This is a genomic window from Kitasatospora sp. DSM 101779 (assembly GCF_025655475.1).
Taxonomy (GTDB): domain Bacteria; phylum Actinomycetota; class Actinomycetes; order Streptomycetales; family Streptomycetaceae; genus Kitasatospora.
In genome coordinates, this window is sequence record NZ_JAHTIK010000001.1 from 1,513,540 (window position 1) to 1,531,313 (window position 17,774).

At 74.7% G+C, this 17,774-nt stretch carries 19 protein-coding genes; 9 read left to right on the forward strand and 10 right to left on the reverse strand.

Annotated elements, in window-relative coordinates; genetic code table 11:
- From KSNIM_RS07000 to KSNIM_RS07015, 4 genes are all read left to right on the forward strand, one after another.
- Positions 1 to 489: hypothetical protein (locus KSNIM_RS07000; protein WP_263102356.1), on the forward strand; the 489-nt coding region annotated here is incomplete at its 5' end.
- Entirely contained in the window at positions 486 to 1,268 is a 783-nt protein-coding gene (locus tag KSNIM_RS07005; protein WP_263102357.1) for a DUF2071 domain-containing protein, read from the forward strand. The genes KSNIM_RS07000 and KSNIM_RS07005, both read left to right, overlap by 4 nt.
- Positions 1,265 to 2,086 carry a class I SAM-dependent methyltransferase gene (locus tag KSNIM_RS07010; protein WP_263102358.1) on the forward strand — a complete coding sequence of 274 codons (822 nt, stop codon included), beginning with the start codon at positions 1,265 to 1,267 and terminating at the stop codon, positions 2,084 to 2,086. The genes KSNIM_RS07005 and KSNIM_RS07010 overlap by 4 nt, the downstream gene beginning before the upstream one ends.
- Entirely contained in the window at positions 2,083 to 2,511 is a 429-nt protein-coding gene (locus tag KSNIM_RS07015) for a hypothetical protein (RefSeq protein WP_263102359.1), read from the forward strand. The genes KSNIM_RS07010 and KSNIM_RS07015 overlap by 4 nt, the downstream gene beginning before the upstream one ends.
- Positions 2,512 to 2,541: 30 nt before the next feature.
- Here the strand turns inward: KSNIM_RS07015 and KSNIM_RS07020 are convergent, their stop codons facing one another.
- Both KSNIM_RS07020 and KSNIM_RS07025 read right to left on the reverse strand, forming a co-directional pair.
- The gene (locus KSNIM_RS07020; protein WP_263102360.1) at positions 2,542 to 3,252 is read right to left on the reverse strand and encodes a CBS domain-containing protein; all 711 of its coding nucleotides are present in this window, start codon (positions 3,250 to 3,252) and stop codon (positions 2,542 to 2,544) included.
- 126 nt (positions 3,253 to 3,378) lie between these two features.
- Positions 3,379 to 4,413: a zinc-dependent alcohol dehydrogenase family protein gene (locus KSNIM_RS07025; protein ID WP_263102361.1), complete on the reverse strand. Its 1,035-nt coding sequence runs from the start codon at positions 4,411 to 4,413 to the stop codon at positions 3,379 to 3,381.
- A gap of 328 nt (positions 4,414 to 4,741) precedes the next feature.
- Here KSNIM_RS07025 and KSNIM_RS07030 point away from each other — a divergent pair, with 328 nt between their 5' ends.
- The gene (locus KSNIM_RS07030) at positions 4,742 to 5,395 is read left to right on the forward strand and encodes a hypothetical protein (protein ID WP_263102362.1); all 654 of its coding nucleotides are present in this window, start codon (positions 4,742 to 4,744) and stop codon (positions 5,393 to 5,395) included.
- Positions 5,396 to 5,478: 83 nt separating this feature from the next.
- On the opposite strand, the gene KSNIM_RS07035 is transcribed toward KSNIM_RS07030, so the two are convergent.
- Entirely contained in the window at positions 5,479 to 6,165 is a 687-nt protein-coding gene (locus KSNIM_RS07035) for a Tat pathway signal sequence domain protein (RefSeq protein ID WP_263102363.1), read from the reverse strand.
- Between the two features lie 226 nt (positions 6,166 to 6,391).
- Positions 6,392 to 6,592, reverse strand: a complete 201-nt coding sequence (locus KSNIM_RS39395) for a hypothetical protein (RefSeq protein WP_411543668.1) — start codon at positions 6,590 to 6,592, stop codon at positions 6,392 to 6,394.
- A gap of 143 nt (positions 6,593 to 6,735) precedes the next feature.
- On the opposite strand from KSNIM_RS39395, the gene KSNIM_RS07045 reads away from it, so the two are divergent.
- Positions 6,736 to 7,647 (forward strand): ARPP-2 domain-containing protein, encoded by a 912-nt coding sequence (locus tag KSNIM_RS07045; RefSeq protein ID WP_411543669.1) that lies wholly within the window; start codon positions 6,736 to 6,738, stop codon positions 7,645 to 7,647.
- On the opposite strand, the gene KSNIM_RS07050 is transcribed toward KSNIM_RS07045, so the two are convergent.
- The 3 genes from KSNIM_RS07050 to KSNIM_RS07060 all read right to left on the reverse strand — a co-directional run bounded on the left by KSNIM_RS07050 (position 7,611) and on the right by KSNIM_RS07060 (position 11,155).
- A complete protein-coding gene (locus tag KSNIM_RS07050) occupies positions 7,611 to 8,234 on the reverse strand; it encodes a hypothetical protein (RefSeq protein ID WP_263102364.1) in 624 nt (207 codons plus the stop codon). The genes KSNIM_RS07045 and KSNIM_RS07050 overlap by 37 nt on opposite strands.
- A 160-nt stretch (positions 8,235 to 8,394) precedes the next feature.
- Positions 8,395 to 8,967 (reverse strand): hypothetical protein, encoded by a 573-nt coding sequence (locus KSNIM_RS07055; protein WP_263102365.1) that lies wholly within the window; start codon positions 8,965 to 8,967, stop codon positions 8,395 to 8,397.
- 106 nt (positions 8,968 to 9,073) lie between these two features.
- Positions 9,074 to 11,155 carry an RICIN domain-containing protein gene (locus tag KSNIM_RS07060; RefSeq protein WP_263102366.1) on the reverse strand — a complete coding sequence of 694 codons (2,082 nt, stop codon included), beginning with the start codon at positions 11,153 to 11,155 and terminating at the stop codon, positions 9,074 to 9,076.
- A gap of 231 nt (positions 11,156 to 11,386) precedes the next feature.
- On the opposite strand from KSNIM_RS07060, the gene KSNIM_RS07065 reads away from it, so the two are divergent.
- Complete coding sequence (locus KSNIM_RS07065) at positions 11,387 to 12,172, forward strand: arylamine N-acetyltransferase family protein (RefSeq protein WP_263102367.1); 786 nt, start codon at positions 11,387 to 11,389, stop codon at positions 12,170 to 12,172.
- On the opposite strand, the gene KSNIM_RS07070 is transcribed toward KSNIM_RS07065, so the two are convergent.
- Entirely contained in the window at positions 12,141 to 12,890 is a 750-nt protein-coding gene (locus tag KSNIM_RS07070; RefSeq protein ID WP_263102368.1) for a class I SAM-dependent methyltransferase, read from the reverse strand. The two genes, KSNIM_RS07065 and KSNIM_RS07070, sit on opposite strands and share 32 nt — an antisense overlap.
- 165 nt (positions 12,891 to 13,055) lie before the next feature.
- Here KSNIM_RS07070 and KSNIM_RS07075 point away from each other — a divergent pair, with 165 nt between their 5' ends.
- Positions 13,056 to 14,561: an SDR family NAD(P)-dependent oxidoreductase gene (locus KSNIM_RS07075; RefSeq protein ID WP_263102369.1), complete on the forward strand. Its 1,506-nt coding sequence runs from the start codon at positions 13,056 to 13,058 to the stop codon at positions 14,559 to 14,561.
- Positions 14,558 to 15,043 carry an NUDIX domain-containing protein gene (locus tag KSNIM_RS07080; protein ID WP_263102370.1) on the forward strand — a complete coding sequence of 162 codons (486 nt, stop codon included), beginning with the start codon at positions 14,558 to 14,560 and terminating at the stop codon, positions 15,041 to 15,043. The genes KSNIM_RS07075 and KSNIM_RS07080 overlap by 4 nt, the downstream gene beginning before the upstream one ends.
- A 342-nt stretch (positions 15,044 to 15,385) precedes the next feature.
- Here the strand turns inward: KSNIM_RS07080 and KSNIM_RS07085 are convergent, their stop codons facing one another.
- Together KSNIM_RS07085 and KSNIM_RS07090 are read right to left on the reverse strand one after the other, a co-directional pair.
- The gene (locus tag KSNIM_RS07085; protein ID WP_263102371.1) at positions 15,386 to 16,132 is read right to left on the reverse strand and encodes a DUF6348 family protein; all 747 of its coding nucleotides are present in this window, start codon (positions 16,130 to 16,132) and stop codon (positions 15,386 to 15,388) included.
- 84 nt (positions 16,133 to 16,216) lie between these two features.
- Positions 16,217 to 17,584 (reverse strand): pectate lyase, encoded by a 1,368-nt coding sequence (locus tag KSNIM_RS07090; RefSeq protein WP_263102372.1) that lies wholly within the window; start codon positions 17,582 to 17,584, stop codon positions 16,217 to 16,219.
- Between the last annotated feature and the right edge of the window lie 190 nt (positions 17,585 to 17,774).

Here is a 17,774-nt window from a genome sequence, read left to right on the forward strand (position 1 = left end):
GCCCTGCGGCCCGCCGGGGCGCTCGCCGCGGCCCTGCGGCCGGGCTTCCGCTGCGCCCTGCCGCGCGGCTTCGACACGGTGCTGCTCCGGCGGATCGCCCGGACGGTCGCCCGGCACCCCAACGCGGCCAACGACTGGGCCTGGCGGCTGCTGCTCGGCCGCGAACGCCCCGGCGCCGCCCCCGTCGCGACCGGCGCCGGCCGGGTGCGGCTGGTGCCCGGCGAGGTCGTGGAACACCTGGAGCGTTCCACCGCCGGCGCCTACGACGCGGTGACGCTCTCCAACGTGGTCGACGGACCGGGGCCGGACTTCGCCCGCCGGCTGCGCGCCGCCGTCGAGCACGCGGTACGGCCGGGCGGGGTCGCGGTGGTCCGCAGCCTCCGCGAGCCCGGACCGGCCGGTCCGGGCCTCGCCGCCGAGGACCGCTCGATGATCTGGGGCGTGGTGCGGGCCGTCCGCACCGGGACGAACGGAGCCGACCCGCGATGAAGCACCTGCTGCAGCGCCACCCCGTCCCGATGCGGACCCGCTTCGCGCACTCGCTGGTCCTCACCTACGCCCTGCCGCCGCACGTCCTGGAACCGCTGCTGCCGCCCGGCCTCGCCCTCGACACCTACACCGACCCGGGCGGCACCGAGCACGGCTTCGTGGCCGCCGCCCTGGTGGACACCCGGGACCTGCGGCCCGCCTTCCTGCCCGCCGGCCTCGGCGCCGACCGGATCCTCACCGGGTACCGGATCTTCACCCGCTTCCGCACGCCCACCGGGCGGACCATGCGCGGGCTGAAGATCCTCCGCAGCGACACCGACAGCCGGGTCATGGTCCTCGGCGGCAACCTGCTCACGCGCTACCACTACCGGCTCGCCCGGATCGGCAGCCGGGTCGTCGACGACACCCTCGAGTTCCGGGTCGTCAGCCGGGACGGCCGGGCCGACCTGCACGTGCGGGCCGACCTCGGCGGCGCCCCCGCGGGCCTGCCGGACGGCAGCCCGTTCGCCTCCGCGAAGGACGCCCGGCGCTTCGCCGGCCCGCTGCCGTACACCTTCGAGCACGAGCCGAACACCCGATCGATGATCGTGGTCAAGGCCACCCGGACCCGCTGGGAGCCGACCCCGGTCGCCGTCGACCTGCCGACCCCGCCGACCTTCTTCGACCACGGCCCCTTCGCCGGGACGGGGCCCGTGCTCGCCAACGCCTTCCACGTCGCCGACCTCGCCTACGGCTGGGAGGCCGGCCGGCGCCGTACCGAGAACGGAGAACTGCGATGAGGCGGGGCCCAGCGGTGGGACGCGGCGCGGCGGCGGGGCAGGAGGAACAGATCGGGTTCTCCGGACTGCGCGAGGTGGTCTACTACAACTGGCCGATGTACGTCGCGGGTTGTCTCACCGCGGGCGCCGGCCTCGCGGTCTCGTACCGGCTGCCCGGGCCGGCCGCCCGCCTCGCCCGGGCGGGTGCCGCGGCCGCAGCGGGACTGCTGGTGAGCAGCACCGCCGCCACCTGGTGGGTCTACGACCGCTCGGAGCTGCACACCTTCGACTGGCTGGACGGCCTGCTGCCGGCCGGGCCGGGCGACCACCTGGTGCTCTCCGCGGGGCTGGACGAGGCGAGCCGGCCGCTGGCGGCCCGCTGGCCGGACCATCCGCAGCGGGTGGTGGACCTCTACGACCGGGCGACGATGACCGAGGGCTCGATCCGGCGGGCCCGCCGCCGGGTGCCGCCCGTCCCGGGCACCCTCGCCGGACGGCCGGACCGGCTGCCCGCCGCGACCGGCTCGGCGGACACCGTTCTCGCCGTCTTCGCCGCCCACGAACTGCGCCGGGACGGTGACCGGCGGGCCCTGTTCGCCGAGTTCGCCCGGGTGCTGCGCCCCGGCGGACGCCTCGTCCTGGTCGAGCACCTGCGGGACGCCGCCAACGCGGCGGTCTACGGCCCGGGCGCGCGGCACTTCTTCTCCCGGCGGACCTGGCTGCGGGCGGCGGCGGGTGCGGGCCTCCGACCGGTCGCGGAGCGGCGGATCGGCGGCCTGGTCACCGCCTTCGCGTTCGCGCCGGCCGACTCCCCGACCGGGAAGGGCGGCGCACCGTGACCCATCTGCTCACCCTGGAGGGCCAGCTGCGGCTGGTGGGTGTGGCCCTGATCGCGATGGGCGCGCTGCACATCGTCCTGCCGCGGCTCATCGGCTGGCCGGCCGACCTGGCCGGGACGACCCTGCTGACCCGTCAGGTCTCCTACGCGCACCTGTTCTTCGTCGCACTGACCTGCGTGCTGCTCGGCCTGCTGCCGCTGCTCCTCGCCCGCGACCTGCTCGCCGGCGGGCGGCTCGGCACCGCACTGCTCACCGCGCAGACCCTGTTCTGGGGCACCCGTTGGCTCTTCGAGTTCGTGGTGTTCTCGCCAAGGCTGTGGCGCGGCGACCGGTTGCGCACCGCCGCGCACGTGGCGCTGTCCGTGCTCTGGACGTGGGTGACGGCGGTGTTCGCCTGCGCGCTGGTGACGGTGGGCCGCGGGTGAGACGGGCGGGGGTCCGGCGGGCGGGCGCGGTCAGTAGGCGTGCCCGGCCGCGTAGGCGTGCACCGGGCCCGGTCCGGTCCCGGCCCCGGTGGTCGTCCGGTCGGTGACCGAGACCACCCCGTCGACCGAGCGGCACAGCCGCACCACGTGCGGCGCCAGCCCCAGGGTCTCGATGGTGCCGCTGAGCACCACCCGGCCCTGCACCACCTCCACGCCGACCAGGGCCGGGCTCACCCCGTCGACCTTGCCCAGCACCTCCTCGACGATCTCGCGGTGGATCAGCCGGTCCTCGCGGAGGAACACCCGCAGCAGGTCGCCGCGGCTCACCAGGCCCGCCAGTCGTCCGTCCGTGTCGACCACGGGCAGCCGCTTCACGCCGTGCGCGGTCATCAGCCGGGCGGCCGCCACCACGCTGGCACCGGGCGTGGTGCTCAGCACCGAGCCGGTCATCAACTCCGCCGCGGTCACCGCGGCACGGCCGGGGTTGAGGCCGCCGTTCGGGCCGCCGTGCGGGGCGCCGTCCGGCGTCGGCGAGGTCGCGGGGTCGTCCTCCTGTGCGGCGAGCGTGCGCAGCAGGTCCGCCTCCGAGACGATGCCGACCGGCCGGTCCTCGGCGTCCACCACCGGTACCGCCGTGATGTCGAACTCCGCCAGGAGCGCCACGATCTCCCGGAACCCGGTCTCCGGTGCCACCCGGACGACGTCCCGGGTCATCACCGACTCCACCGTGCGGTGCCCCATGCCCAGCCTCCCTGCTGCCGTGCCACGATCCTTGCCCACCCCCTCTCCTCAACGGTAGGGCCCTACGGCCCGTTCACGAACTGTCGCCCGGACTGCCCGGCGTTGCGGCGGTGGCGACGGGTCCGGTCAGTCCGGCAGGAGGACGGCGACGCCGGTGACGCGGTCGGCGGCGAGGTCGGCGAGGGCCTCGGGGGCGCGGCTCATCGGGTAGCGGCGGACGTGCACGGTCGGCGGGTGGGCGGCGGTCTCGGCGAGGTAGGCGCGGCCGTCGGCGCGGGTGTTGGCGGTGACGCTGCGCAGCGTGCGCTCCTGGAAGAGGTACTGGCGGTAGTCGAGGCGCGGGATGTCGGTGAGGTGGATCCCGGCCACCGCCAGGGTGCCACCGCGGTCGAGGGCGGCGAGGGCGACGGGGACGAGGTCGCCGACCGGCGCGAAGAGGATCGCCGAGTCGAGCGGTTCGGGCGGGCTGTCGTCGGCGCCGCGGGCCGAGCTGGCGCCGAGGTCCTGGGCGAGCCTGCGGGCCTCGGCGGAGCGGGTCAGGACGTGGACGCGGGCGCCCCGGGCGAGGGCGAGCTGCGCGGTCAGGTGGGCGGACGCGCCGAAGCCGTACAGACCGAGGCGGCCGCCGGGCGGGAGTTCGGCGCGTTCGAGGGCGCGGTAGCCGATGATGCCGGCGCAGAGCAGCGGGGCGAGTTCCTCGTCGGGCGGGCCCTCCGGCAGCCGGTACACGTAGTCGGCGTCGACCACGACGTGGCCGGCGTAGCCGCCGGGGACGTCCCAGCCGGTGTAGCGGGAGTCCGGACAGAGGTTCTCGCGGCCGGCGAGGCAGTGCCGGCAGCTGCCGCAGGTGCCGGCCAGCCAGGCGGCGCCGACCCGGTCGCCCTCGGCGAAGCCCTCGGCCCGCGGGCCGGCCCGCACGACCCGTCCGACGATCTCGTGGCCGGGCGGGCAGCCGGGCAGGTGCGGTGGGAGGTCGCCCTCGGCGAGGTGCAGGTCCGTCCGGCAGACGCCGCAGGCCCGGACCTCCAGCAGCAGGCTGCGTGGCCCGAACGGCTCCAGCGGCCGTTCGACCCGGCGCAGCGGGCGGTCGGCGGCAGGTGCGGGGTGGTCGACGACCCAGGCGGTGGTGGTTCCGGTGGTCGTCCCGGTCTCGGCAGCCATCGGCTGTGGCCTCCCGTCGGCACGGCATCCCGGCCGTTCGGCCGGGCGGTGGACACGGTGCGGCTTCCGCCTCCAGCATGCACCGCCACCGCATCCCGGGCAGCCGTGCCCGGGGGCGGGCGGCGTCGGCGGGCGGCGCACGGGCTGCACCGTTCGCGGACGGTCCGCCCGGGGCGGCGACCGTCGGCGACCGACGGCACCGGTCGGGGATCCCGCAGGTGGGCGTCGTCCGGGTGGGGGGCGGTGGGCGGGTGGTGCGCGTGGCGGGGTGCCGGTGGGGCCGGTTGGAGAGACGCTTGAGTCCGAAGCCGGCGGTAGGAGGCGTACTATGCGCACCCACTTCCCCGGCCGCTGCGGGAACTCCCGGTGGCGGCGCCTGGTGTTGCATCTGCGGCTGGCGGTCGGCGCGGACGCCGGACCGCTGTGGCGGCCGGTGGACCGGTCGCGGAGCCGGGCCCTGCTGGCCGCGTGGCTGGCCGTGGTGGTGGCGGCGGTCGGTGCGGGCGCGGCGGCGCTGTTCCTGTACTGGTCGGCGCAGGCGGACGCGGCACGGGCGGCGGCCCGGCTGCACCGGGTGCCGGCGGTGGTCCGCAGCGAGCCGCAGCAGGCCGACCTGAGTGCCTCCGGTGCGCCGGCGGGCGGCTACCGGGCGCTGGCGACGTGGACGTACCCGGCCGGGCACACGGTGACGCAGGAGGCCGCGGTGCCGAGTTCGGCCGGGCCGGGTTCGCAGGTCAGGGTGTGGGTGGACGACGAGGGCCGGGCCGCCGAGGGGCCGCGGTCGACCTCGGACATCGTGGCGACGACGGGCTTCGTCGTGCTGGGCGGCTGGGCGGGTGCGGCACTCGTCTGCGCGGTCGGGTACAGCGTGCGGCGCAGCCGGCTGCAGCGCCGGGCGGAGGAGGAGTGGCAGAGCGACTGGGCGGTGGTCGAGCCGACCTGGACGGGCCGCGCGGGTGGCCGCAACGGCTCGGACGCCTGAGTCCGTGAAGAGGTGAGCCCGCCGCACGGCTGCGGAGGGGCGTGGCAGCGCCCCGCCGCAGCCGTGCCGGACGCCGTGCGGGGTCAGTTGATGTGGACCACGGGGCTGCCGGGCCGGCCGGTGTCGGTGACGGGGCCGTAGGTGGCGGAGAAGTAGCCGTCCGCGGGGCACAGACCCGATCCGCCGCTCTTGGCGAAGTGCTCGTTGCGGAAGGCGAGGCTGTGGGCCGTGTTGTCGGCGGTGCCGGTGAAGGCGCCGCTGAGCTGGTAGCTGCAGGTGATGGTGCCGAACCAGGTGGACAGCACGGCGGTGGCCTGGATCGGCCCGGCCGTCCCGGCGGTGAGGGTGACGGGGTACCCGGCGGAGTCGTCGACCGCGACGGTGTACGGGAGGTTGCCGACGGTCAGGCTCTTCACCGCGGTGACGCCGGTGACGTTGCTGGTGCACGAGCCGAAGGCCATGCCGGTGAGGGACTCGGTGGCGGTGCCGGGGGCGGCGGGGTTGGTGAGCACGGTGGCGGTGAACTGTGAGGTGCCGCAGGTGACGCCGGTGGTGCTGGTCGCGGCCGAGTAGAAGGTGGCCCGGGTGGTCGCGGCGAGCGGCGCTGCGAGCACGTCGCCCGCTGCGACGGCTTCGCCGGTGGCGTCCCCGGTGGTGAGGACGGCCGCGGCGGCGGGGCGGGGTGCGGCGGAGGCGGGCAGGGCGGCGATGCCGGCGGCGCCGATCGCGAGCGCGGCGGCGAGCAGGACGGGGCGGCTGGATGGGCGCATGGGTGGGCCTCTTCCTCGGTGAGGGGTTCGAGAAGACGCACGTTCGCCGCTCCGGGCGGGTCGGGGGGCACCGGAGCTCCCTACTCTTGTAGATCCATGTCGGTACACCGTCAATACAACCGGCAGAACTTGCTGACGAATAGTCAGCAGCAGCCGTGCCGGGCGGTCTGCTACGGTCGTGCGGCGGTCGGCCGTGGGACTCCGGTGCGACTTCCGGAAGGCGCCTCTACAGCGAAGATTCGCAGTTCGTGCCCCCATTCCCCGGCCGGCCCACCACACCGACGGGGGCAGAACCATGGAGACGCCGGGCGATCTGGTCGCCGCCGAGGACGTCCTGCTGTTCGTGAACGCGGCCGTCACGGCCACCGGCCAGCGCGAGTTCCACACCGACGCGGCCGAGCAGCGGCTCTCGCTGGACTTCCTGCACGCGTACATCCTCGGCAACTACCGCGACCTGTACGCGGCGGTGCTCGCCCTGGACGTCAACGACCACAATGCGGCGATGATCGTCCGCCGGCTGCTGGAGACCTCGCGGGAGGCCACCGACGCGCAGCGCCGGAGCGCGTGCCGGTGCGCCCGCACCGTCGGACGGACCGCCGGGAGGCGTCGAACCGGCTGCGCTTCCTGCCGCTGCACCTGGCGTTGGAGGGCTACCTTGCGCTGCACTTCGGCGGACCGACGGTGCTCTGGGCGGAGTGGTCGCAGCGGGCCGTGCGCGCCGGTCTGTCGCCGCGCGCCGAGGAGGCGTACCGGGGGGCCGAGGTGCGCGGGCTGGCGGACGCCCTGCGAGTGTTCGAGATCCTCAGGGGGCAGTGCGGGGTGCTGGTGTACGTCGCGGACGCCCTGGCGGCGGCGTTCGCGGTACCGCATCCGGAGGACTACCGGGCGCTGCACGCGACGCTGCTGCACGACCTGTTCGGCGAGCTGATCCACCACTACGCGCTGCTGTCGGCGCCGGTGCCGGAGTTCCGGGCGAGCATCCCGGGCCCGGGGATCCGCTCGCTGGCCGACCTGCGGGCGGCGGTGGACGGCCAGGAGCGGGCGTGGGCGGGGTTCCACGACGACACGATGGCGGCGGGCCTGCTGGCGGCCCCGGTCCGGTCCCGGCCGGTGTACCGGGCGGGCCGGTTCACCCTCGGCCGGTTCCTGCCGGAGTTCCGGCCGGGCCGGGAGAACCACATCGGCGAGACGATCACGGACGAGGACGGCCGGATCGCCTACCTGAAGACCTTCCGGCTGTCGGAGGCGCAGGTGCGCCGGGGGTTCCTGCTGGACACGCTGGCCGCGCACGACTGGCACCTGGGCGCGGCGGCCGCCGCCCTGAACGGCACCGAGGCGCAGTTGGGCCTGCGGCTGGAGGCGGCGGGCTTCGGGGCGCTGCTGCGGCAGGACGTGCTGGACGGGTACCGCAAGCGGGCCCGCACGGGTACGGCGGCCGGCACGGCTCAGCCGGAGGCGAGCCGGCGGCCCTCGTCGAAGTAGCGGGTGAGCGCGTCGGCGCCGCCGAGTTCGCGGACGGTCCGGGCGGCGCCGAACGGCGCGTTCCAGAAGTCGCCGCTGCGCGGGGTGTGCGGGCCGACGTAGGCGTACGGCTCGGGCTGGTAGGCGTCGCCCGCGGAGACGCCGTAGTTGACCGCGTCGACGGTGATGCCGATGTCGAAGTGCTCGGGCCAGAGCACCGGTTCGGCGTCCGGGGCGAGGCGGCGCAGGGCGGTGTCGGCCGCGCCGAAGCAGTGCGCGATCCACTGGGCGGCCTGCGGGTCGGCGTCGACCGGGTCGTCGGGGGCGGCGCCCGAGCCGTCGTGGTACAGGCCCTCGGGCGGGCCGGGTTCGAGGCCGAGGGCCGTCGCGAGGGCGGCGCAGCTGGTGCGCCGGAGGATGAGGTGGTGTCCGGGGGCCATCAGTTCGTCGCCGATCACCTGGAGGAAGGGTTCGGCAGTGGTGGCGAAGCCGCCGGGGTAGGCCCGCAGCCGGATGGTGCCGCTCGCCCGGTACTGCGGCCCGGCGAGGACCGTCTCGGCGACGGCGTGCAGGGCCCGGCGGGTGCGGACGACCGTGTCGATGTCCATGTCTTCATGGTGACCTGCACCGGCGGGGACGGCACAACCCGTCGTCCATGGCCAGGAGTCGACAGGTCGATGAGGCGACTTGTCGCCTCTTCCCCGCTTTCGCACGCCGATGACCTGCGGAAGCGGACGGCGCGCCCCGCCGGGGCCCGCCGTGCTCCGCTCAGTGCCCCGCGCGGCGGCGGCGCAGCAGCAGGGCGCCGCCGGCCGCCGCGGCGGCCAGTACGGCGACGACCACCGCCATCCAGGTCCAGGCGCTGTCGGCCTCCGCGGCGGCCTCGGTGCTCCGGATCGGCTGGGTGGAGGCACTCGGCGCGGGGGCGGTGCCGACCGGGGCCACCGGTCCGCTGCTGGGTGCGGTGCCGGGGACGGCGGTGACGTCCACCTCGGCCTCGCCGCGGCCGAGCGCGGGGAAGCCCGATTCGACGACCACCTTCCAGTGGCCGGGCGGCAGTTGGCGGGCGGTGGTGTAGGTGCCGGGCTTGCCGTCGACCGCGACCAGCGGCCAGGGTCCGACCGCGCGGCCGTCCTGGGCGGTGGCGTTCAGCGTGCCGGCGATCTTCTCGTCGACCGGGTCGTGGTCGTTCTCCCAGGTGGCGACGGCGGTGAGGTGCCCGTCGACCAGGCTGGAGACGGTGAAGGCGATGGTGTCGCCGTGGGCACCGGCGGGCTGTGCCGTGCCGAGCACGGTCAGGCCGGTGAGGGCGGTGGCGGTGGCGAGGGTGCGCAGGCGCATGGGGGTGGCTCCTGGTCTGGCCGGCGGGCGGAGGGCCCGGTGGGACGGGACGGCCCGGTGGGACGGGAGGGCCGACTCCCGCCCCACCGGGCTCAGCGGTGCCTCGTCAGGAGGCGGCCTGGATGGTCCAGTTCTGGTAGGACTGGCCGCTGGGCTGCTGCAGTTCCAGCAGCCAGCCGCCGTAGTACCAGCGCTTGCTGGTGCCGAGGACCAGCGAGGAGCCCTTCGCGGTCAGCGCGTAGCCGCTGCCGGCGGAGGTGATCTTCCACTGCTGGCTGTCGGCGGACGAGCAGGGCTGCTGCATCACGTACTGGCCGGCGACGGCCTGCCCGCCGATCTGCAGGCACTTGTCGGAGCGGGCGGAGCGGATCTTCAGGTAGCCGTCGCCGGCGTCCTCGAACAGCCACTGCTGGTTGGAGTAGCCGTGCCGCTGGTAGCCGATGAGCACGGCGCCGTCGCGGGTGGAACCGCCCCACATGTCGGCGGCCTGGCCGGTCAGGCTGTTGATCATCAGGTAGCGGGTGCCGGGCTTGGTCGGCGCGGGGCCGGCCGCCTTGGCGGTGCGGAAGACGGTGGTGCGGCCGGGCTTGGCGGTCTTGCCGGACGTGTCCTTGACCGCGACGGCGACCTTGTACTCGGTGTCGGGCTTGAGGTTGACCAGGCGGACGACGCTGGAGGTGACGGTCGCGATGGAACGGCCGTTGACCTGGAGGTCGTAACCGGCGGCACCGCTGACCGCCGTCCAGCTGAGCACCGCCGAGTTAGCGGTGATCTGGCCGACCGTCACCTTGGGACCGGTGGTCGAGGTCGGGCTGGGGCTCGGGGTGGGCGTCGAGTCGGTCGGGCTCGGGCTCGGCGAGGGCGACTGGGTCGGGTCCGGCGTGGTCGGGCTCGGCGACGGCGACTTGGTCGGGGTCGGGGTCGGCGACGGGTTCGGGTTCGGGTTGGTGCCGCCGTTCGCGAACAGGAACTGGTTGTTGGCGATGTTCCAGTGCGTGGTCAGGTAGCTGCCCGGCTGCGGGTCGGTGTTGAAGTAGTCGTCGTGGTTGCAGTCGAGGCGGTCGTCCTCGGCCCGGTTCGGGCAGAGGGTCTGCATCTTCGGGTAGTACGGCGAGTCGGAGTAGCACATGATGTCCCACTCGTCGACGCAGTGCGCGCCCTTGCTGGTGTGCGGGGCGCTGTTGTTGACGGCGCCGAGGTTGTGGCCGAGCTCGTGGGCGGCGGTGGAGCCGCCCCAGCAGCCGTTGTCGGTGCGGCCGTAGGACGGGCCGAAGTTGGACAGGTTGTCCTGGCCCGGGCGCTCGTCACCGTTGAAGGTGCCGATGCCGCAGTAGACGTTCGCGTCCGCGAAGACCATGTACTTGCGGTCCTTGCGGTTGAAGCCCTGGGCGGCCAGCGCCTTGTTGCTGGCGCCGAACTCCTGCAGGGAGGCCGCGGAGAGCTCGACGTTCAGCACCGAGACGGTGCAGTCGGCCTCGGTGACGAAGCGGATGTGCCGGACGCCGCCGGTCTCCTGGGCGCTCGCGTTGTAGATGGTGTCGGTGTCCGACGCCCACTTCTTGAACGAGGCGAGGTACTGGGCGAACCGGTCGTTGCCCGGCGCGTGGACGTACATCACCTGGACGCGGTTGCCGGTCGAGCCGTCGCCCTCGCAGACCACCTTGGAGCCTTCGGCCGCGGCCCCCGCTCCGGCCGAGGGGGTGCCGGCGGGCTCGGCGGAGCCGCCGAGGGCCTTGCCGGTCTGCAGGTCCAGCACGGGCGGCGCGTCGCTCAGCAGCTCCGCGGCGGACGGCGCGGCGGCCGCGGTCGGGGTGAGGTCGGCGGGCTTCTCGGTGGTCGCGACCACCGGGGCGGTGCTCTTGTGGACGTCGACGCCGCGCGGCGGCGCGTCCGGGCCGTGGGTGCACAGGCCCTGGTCGTTGACCTTGTAGACGCCGACGCACTTGTCGCCGCTGGCGGCCGGCACGAGGCCGCCGTAGACCAGACCGCGGGTCGGGTCGTCCTTGGGTATGGAGGTCACCGGGGCGGGCGCCTCGTTGTGGAGCGGACCGGAGGCCGGCGAGGGCTCCACCTCCTGCGCGATCACGGCGTCCGCGGAGGTGCGGAGCGGCTTGCCGCCCTCCAACGCGGAGCCGATGGTGACGGCTCCCGCGATGAGTCCCGCAGTGATGGCGGTTGCGGTGAACATCAGTCCACGGCGGTTGCGGCGACGGTGCGACGCTTTCCTGTGTGACATGTGTCTCTCCTCGTCGGCCCTCGGTGGGGTGTGGTGCTTGCCGACACCTGGGAGATCCGTGGGACGGGAGGGGATAACAGGAATCTCAAACATTTTTTCGCGGTTGGTTTCGGACGGGACGTCAGAACCACGACGACCGGCCCGGTTGACGGGCCGTCCGAGTACGGAGGAAGAGGAGGAGCGGTGGACGCACGACAGGTGGCCGCCTACCTGGACCGGATCGGCCTGCCGCGGCCGGAGCACGCGGACGCGGCGGCGCTGCGCGCACTGCAGCGCGCGCACCTGGACGCCGTGCCCTTCGAGACGCTGAGCGTGGCCCGCGGCGAGCCGATCGTGCTGACCGAGCGGGCGCTCTGGGAGAAGCTCGTGGAGCGCCGCCGCGGCGGCTTCTGCTACGAGCTCAACGGCGCCTTCGCCGAGCTGCTGACGGCCCTCGGCTATCGGGTGGAGCTGCTCGCGGGCCGGGTGTTCGGCCGGGAGGGCCGGCCGGGGCCACCCTTCGACCACATGGCGCTGCGGGTCGATCTGGACGAGCCGTGGCTGGTGGACGTCGGCTTCGGCCGGTTCAGCCACCACCCGCTGCGGCTGGACGAGCGCGGCGAGCAGCCCGACCCGGCCGGCCGGTTCACCGTCGCCGAGCACGGCGCGGACCTGGACGTGCTGATGGACGGCGAACCGCAGTACCGGCTGGACCCGCGGCCCTACGCGCTGGCGGACTTCGGCCCGACCTGCTGGTGGCAGGCGACCTCGCCGGAGTCGCACTTCACCCGGTCGACCACCTGCTCGCGGCTGACCGGCGAGGGCAGGATCACCCTCGCCGGCACCCGGCTGATCCGCACCGGCACGGACGGCTCACGCACCGAGGAACAGCTGACGGAGGACGAGGCCGTCGCCGCCTATCGCGAGCACTTCGGGATCGAGCTCGACGCGCTGCCGGTCAGCGCACCGCTGCGACCAGCGCGTCACTGACCGACCGCCAGCCCACCCCGGCCTCACGGAAGCCGGCCTCGACCAGCCGGGCGGCGTGCCACTCGGCGGGGTGGCTGTCGCCGTCGGCGTGGTCGCCGTGGATCGCGAAGCGGGCGGCCACCGCCTCGGCGAGCGCCGGCTCGGCGGCGGCCGCCCGCCACCAGCCGGCCCAGTCGAGGACCCCGTCGGCCCGCTCGCGCTCCCGGCGGGCGCGCTGCCGGGCCTCGTCGGCGGCGTTCAGCAGCGGGGTGTCCGACTGCGGCATGTGGTCGGCGTTGGCGAACAGGCCGCCGGGGCGGACCAGCTGCGCGAGGTCGCCGTAGAGCCGGACGAGCGCGTCGGTGCCGAGCCAGTGCAGTGCGGTCGAGGTGACCACCGCGTCGAAGGGTGCGCCGTCCTCCGGCAGCCGCTTCGCCCACCCGGGGTCGTTCAGGTCGGCGGTGACGAGGGTGAGCCGGGGCTCGTCGGCGAAGTGGCCGCGGGCGATCGCCAGCAGCGCGGGGTCGACGTCCACGCCGACCGAGACCGCCCCGGGCAGCCGGGCGAGCAGCCGCTCGCTGATCGAGCCGGTGCCGCAGGCCAGGTCGAGGACGCGCGGCGCCGGGCCGGCCACCGCCTCGACCAGGTCGAGCATCACCCGGAACCGCTCCTCGCGGTCGGGGAGGTACCACTCCTGCTGGCGGTCCCAGCTGCGCTGCCAGTCGTGCCAGGTCGTCATGCCCCACTCCCATCGGTAACGGACAGAGCGCCTGTTCACCTCTTACGCTAGCGAGGGTCGGTAATCACCACAAGGCAGTTTCATGTATTATTTTTCGCTCCGCTTCGGCTGACTCCCGTAGCATTCGCCGGTACAGGCGGCACACCGAGGGAAGCAGCAGCAGGCATGACGGCGGGCCCGGACACCCAGACCCAGATCCAGCAGGACGACGACCAGGAGATCGACTTCGGCCCGGGCATCGACCCCGAGCGTCTGGCCCTGTGCCTGGACGTGCTCGCCGAACTCGACGACCTGCACGTGGACCACCCGGACGCGATCACCGTCCGCAAGGCCGTGGGCGGCATCTTCCGCACGCTCAAGCAGCGCCGCCGCCAGGAGACCCGCGCCCGCAAGACCGCGAACGACCGGATGGTCACCGCGCGGACGGCGACCGGCGCACCCGGCCGGATCGACGACGAGACGGCCGGCGCCTTCGGCCTGACCACCGCCACCACCACCGAGATCGCCGGGATACTCGAGCGCCCCCGCTCCTGCTACACCTGCAAGCAGCGGTACGTCGAGGTCGACGCCTTCTACCACCAGCTGTGCCGCGGCTGCGCGGCGCTCAACCACGCCCGCCGCGGCGCCCGCGCCGACCTCACCGGCCGGCGCGCCCTGCTCACCGGCGGCCGCGCCAAGATCGGGATGTACATCGCGCTCTGCCTGCTGCGGGACGGCGCGCACACCACTATCACCACCCGCTTCCCCAACGACGCGATCCGCCGCTTCAAGGCGATGCCGGACAGCGACCAGTGGATCCACCGGCTGAAGATCGTCGGCATCGACCTGCGCGACCCGGCCCAGGTGATGGCACTGGCCGACGAGGTCGCCGCGGACGGCCCGCTGGACATCCTGATCAACAACGCGGCGCAGACCGTCCGCCGCCCGCCCGAGTCGTACCGCGAGCTGGTGGCCGCCGAGTCGGCGCCGCTGCCGGCCGGTGTGCTGCCCCCGTCGACCGTGATCGGGCGCTTCGGCAGCGGCAACGTGGACCTGCCCGCGCTGCCCGGCCAGGCCTCCGGCGGCAGCGAGCGGATCAGCGCCGAGGACGTGACCGCCCTCGCCCTGGTCACCGGCTCCGCCTCGCCGGCCCGGATCGAGGCCGGCACCGCCATCGACGCCGGCGGCCTCGTCCCCGACCTCGCCTCCACCAACAGCTGGGTGCAGACCGTCGACGAGGTCGGCCCGATGGAGCTGCTGGAGGTGCAGCTCTGCAACTCCACCGCACCGTTCATCCTGATCAGCCGGCTGCGGCCGGTGATGGCCGCGGCCGCCGCCCGGCGCAAGTACATCGTCAACGTCTCCGCCATGGAGGGCGTGTTCAGCCGCGGCTACAAGGGCGCCGGCCACCCGCACACCAATATGGCCAAGGCCGCGCTGAACATGCTCACCCGCACCAGCGCGGAGGAGATGTTCCAGACCGACGGCATCCTGATGACCAGCGTCGACACCGGCTGGATCACCGACGAGCGGCCCCACCCCGACAAGATGCGGCTGCACGACGAGGGCTTCCACGCCCCGCTCGACCTGGTCGACGGCGCGGCCCGGGTCTACGACCCGATCGTCCGCGGCGAGCTCGGCGAGGACCTGTACGGCTGCTTCCTCAAGGACTACTCCAAGGCAGCCTGGTGACCGGCAGCGGTCCCGTGGTCGGCGGCGGGCTTCCGAGCGGCGGCGGTCCGATCATCGGTGCAGGGGTCATCGTCCCCACCACCGACGGGCGGGTGCTGATCGGGCGGCGCACCACCGCGGGCGAACCGCCGACCTGGAGCCTGCCCGGCGGCAAGGTCGACGGCACCGGCGAATCCTTCGAGGAGGCCGCCGCCCGCGAACTCGCCGAGGAGACCGGCATCGTGCTGCCCGCGGCCGCGATGCGGGTCCTGGCCGTCCTGCTCGACCACGAGCTCGGCCGGCCCCGGCTGACCGCGGCCGTCCTCGCCCCGCCGAGCGACGCCCCGGCCTTCGTCACCGAGCCGCACAGCTGCGCCGGCTGGGAGCGGTTCCCGGTGGACGCGCTGCCCGCACCGATGTTCCACCCGTCCGGTCTGGTGCTGGCCCGCTGGCTGCCCGACTACCCGGGACCGGCCGGCGCGCACGTCTATCCGCTCGTCTGAGCGCGGCGGACTGCGCCCCGGGCGCGTTTTCAAGGGTGACAGCCACCCGCCGAAGGGCGCCGGGGGCAGCTCCCGGCAGAAGGCCAGGGGCGGAACTGCGCCACGCAGGCGTGGGCCGCCGCACGGATCGCGGCTTGACCGACACCGTCGAGGCACCCGCATCCGAATCGCGCGGTTCTCCCCCCGCCTTGGGCCGGGAGGTGCCCCCACGCGCGCCTGATCGGCTGCTGGCTACCCCTTGACGGCGGCTCCTGGCCGCAGGCCGGTGGCCGGGGCCGCAGGCCGGTGGCCGGGGCCGCAGGCCGGTGGCCGGGGCCGCAGGCCGGTGGCCGGGGCCGCCTGTCAGCCGTCCTGCGGGCGGGTCAGCAGGACGAAGGTCCGGGCGAAGGCGGTGCCCTGGGCCACCCGCGGCCAGTCCAGCGCCAACAGGGCCTTCGAGGCCTGCTCGTGCAGGTCGCCGCCGACCCGTACCTCGGCGGTCTCCCGGCCGGCCCCGCCGCCGAACAGCAGTGAGAGACCGATCGGGCGGTCCCGGTCGAAGCCGTCCGCGAACGCCGGGGCGAGCTGCGGCAGCAAGGGGCGGGCGAGCATCCAGTCCTGGACCGCACCGTGCCGGTCCCCCGCCCCCCAGGCCGCGATCCCGCCGTGCACGGCGTGCCAGCCGGGCAGCGCATCCTCGTCGTCCGGGTGCAGGTGGCCGGCGAACCGGCCGTTGTGGGCGAGGAGTTCGAGCAGGGTGAGGCCGGTGGTGGAGGCCCAGACCTCGACCGCGCGGCACAGCGCGGGCCCGCTGTCGGCCTCGACGCCGGCCATGCAGTCCCGCACCCTGCGCTCCTGCGGCCGTCCGGCGTTCAGCAGGACGGTCAGGTCGAGGTGGGCCGGGCCCTCGCCGTGCGGGGCACCGACCGCGACGGCGGTGCCGCCCGGGCCGGTGACCAGCGGGCCGTCCACCGTCCAGGTGTCACCGCCGAGTTCCGTCAACCGTTCGGCCACCGCGGCGCGTACGGCCTGCTCGGAGAGCGGGGCGGTGTCGCCCGGCTGCCTGCGGGCGGCCGCGGCGGAGCCGCGCCACCAAGATCCCAACCCCATGGCGCACACCGTAGCGGCGCGGCCGCCCCGGCCGCCACAGGAACGCCGAACGCGTCCGTGCGGCCGCCGGGGCGGGGCCCCGGGTCAGGGCCGGTAGGTCACGTCGCCGGGCGTGTAACGGCAGTTGGCGCCGTCCGGGCCGCTGCCCGCCTCCTTCGGCTCGCCCGAGGTGACGCCGGTGTAGCGCTGGCAGACGGTGATCTTCCGGCTGCCGTCGCGGACCAGGGTCAGCCGGGTGATGGCCGCGGTGTCGCCCAGGTTGGCGTTGATGCCGACGATCTTCTTGCCGGGAGCGGTGGCGATCACGTTGTCGATCACGACGTGGCGGGGGTACTGCGTCTTGCAGTTGCCGCAGGAGCGGTAGAGCTTGCCGAAGTCCTCCACCCGGAAGTTCTTGATGACGAAGGTGCCGGGGCCGTTGTGCTGGAAGACCTTGTCGGCGGCGCCGCGCGCACCGCCGCCGTCCACCGTCATCACCTGGGAGGCGGAGGTGCCCTTGAAGGTGGCGGCGTCCTCGCCGACGTTCTCCCACCAGACGTTGCGCAGGGTGCAGCTGCCGCTGCAGTGCACCCCGTCGGCGGCCGGGTCGCCGAGGACGACGTTCTGCAGCACGGCGCCGTCGGCGAGTTCGAACATGGCGGGCTGGTTCTCGGACTGGCTGCCGCTGCCCAGCGCGCCCTTGCCGACGAAGCGGCGGCCGCCGCCGTCGAAGAGCTTGGCCACCTTCTGGGTGGCGGTCAGCGGCACGTCGGCCCCCTGCGGGGTCGGCCAGCCCGGGATCGCCGTTCCGCCGGCGCCGGTCGCGGTGGCGGTCGGGGCGGACGTGGCCGTCGCGGTGGGCTTCGGGATGGCGGTGGGCTTCGCGGTGGCCGTGGTCGTCGGGGTGCTCGCGGTCGGGGTCGGGGTGCCGGCGACGGGCTTGAAGGTCCAGCGTTTGGCGGGGGCCGAGTCGCAGGAGTTCTGCTGCACCGGCGTGCCGGGCGCGGTCGAACCGTCCTTCACTGTCAGGCACGTGCCGCTCGCCGCGTTGACCACCCGGTGGCCGCCCTCGACGGCCGTCACGGTCCACCGCTGGGAGGCGGCCGCCGGGTCGCAGGCCTCCGCCTGAACGGCGGCACCGGCACCCGTCCTGGCGTCCCGGACACCCGCGCAGCGGCCGCTGCCGGCGTCGACCAGCCGGTAGCCGCCGCCGTCGGCGGTCAGCCGCCAGGTCTCGCCGCCGGCACCGCAGTTCCGCTGGGTCAGCTGCGAGTCTGCCGACGCCGCCGGCGCCTGCAGGCAGAGCCCGCCGGCGGCGCTCACCAGGGTGTAGGAGGACCCGGCCACCGGGGCGGAGGCGGCGGCGTCCGCGCCCGCCCACAGTCCGCCCGCAATGCCGGCGGTCAGCAGGGCGGCCGCACCCCCGACGGCCGCGATCCTGCCGCGCTTCGGGCGTATCGCGCGCTTGCTCACGTGTCATGACTCCTTGGCAACTACCGGTACGGGGAGGGTGCGCCCCGGCATCGACGGGGCCGCCCCGACAGCGGGCCTGGCGGTCCGTCGTCCCGCTGTCCGACGTCCTGTTGCCGCCGCCCGCGGGAAGGTTGCCGCAGGCGGCGGACTTTCCCCCCGCACTCCGCGGACGACCGCGGCCCGGGGAGTC

Excerpts from the sequence above, each read along its gene's own strand:
- KSNIM_RS07005 (WP_263102357.1), top strand. The coding sequence starts at position 486 with ATGAAGCACCTGCTGCAGCGCCACCCCGTCCCGATGCGGACCCGCTTC.
- KSNIM_RS07010 (WP_263102358.1), top strand. The coding sequence starts at position 1,265 with ATGAGGCGGGGCCCAGCGGTGGGACGCGGCGCGGCGGCGGGGCAGGAG.
- KSNIM_RS07020 (WP_263102360.1), bottom strand. The coding sequence starts at position 3,252 with ATGGGGCACCGCACGGTGGAGTCGGTGATGACCCGGGACGTCGTCCGG.
- KSNIM_RS07025 (WP_263102361.1), bottom strand. The coding sequence starts at position 4,413 with ATGGCTGCCGAGACCGGGACGACCACCGGAACCACCACCGCCTGGGTC.
- KSNIM_RS07030 (WP_263102362.1), top strand. The coding sequence starts at position 4,742 with ATGCGCACCCACTTCCCCGGCCGCTGCGGGAACTCCCGGTGGCGGCGC.
- KSNIM_RS07035 (WP_263102363.1), bottom strand. The coding sequence starts at position 6,165 with ATGCGCCCATCCAGCCGCCCCGTCCTGCTCGCCGCCGCGCTCGCGATC.
- KSNIM_RS07050 (WP_263102364.1), bottom strand. The coding sequence starts at position 8,234 with ATGGACATCGACACGGTCGTCCGCACCCGCCGGGCCCTGCACGCCGTC.
- KSNIM_RS07055 (WP_263102365.1), bottom strand. The coding sequence starts at position 8,967 with ATGCGCCTGCGCACCCTCGCCACCGCCACCGCCCTCACCGGCCTGACC.
- KSNIM_RS07060 (WP_263102366.1), bottom strand. The coding sequence starts at position 11,155 with ATGTTCACCGCAACCGCCATCACTGCGGGACTCATCGCGGGAGCCGTC.
- KSNIM_RS07070 (WP_263102368.1), bottom strand. The coding sequence starts at position 12,890 with ATGACGACCTGGCACGACTGGCAGCGCAGCTGGGACCGCCAGCAGGAG.
- KSNIM_RS07075 (WP_263102369.1), top strand. The coding sequence starts at position 13,056 with ATGACGGCGGGCCCGGACACCCAGACCCAGATCCAGCAGGACGACGAC.
- KSNIM_RS07085 (WP_263102371.1), bottom strand. The coding sequence starts at position 16,132 with ATGGGGTTGGGATCTTGGTGGCGCGGCTCCGCCGCGGCCGCCCGCAGG.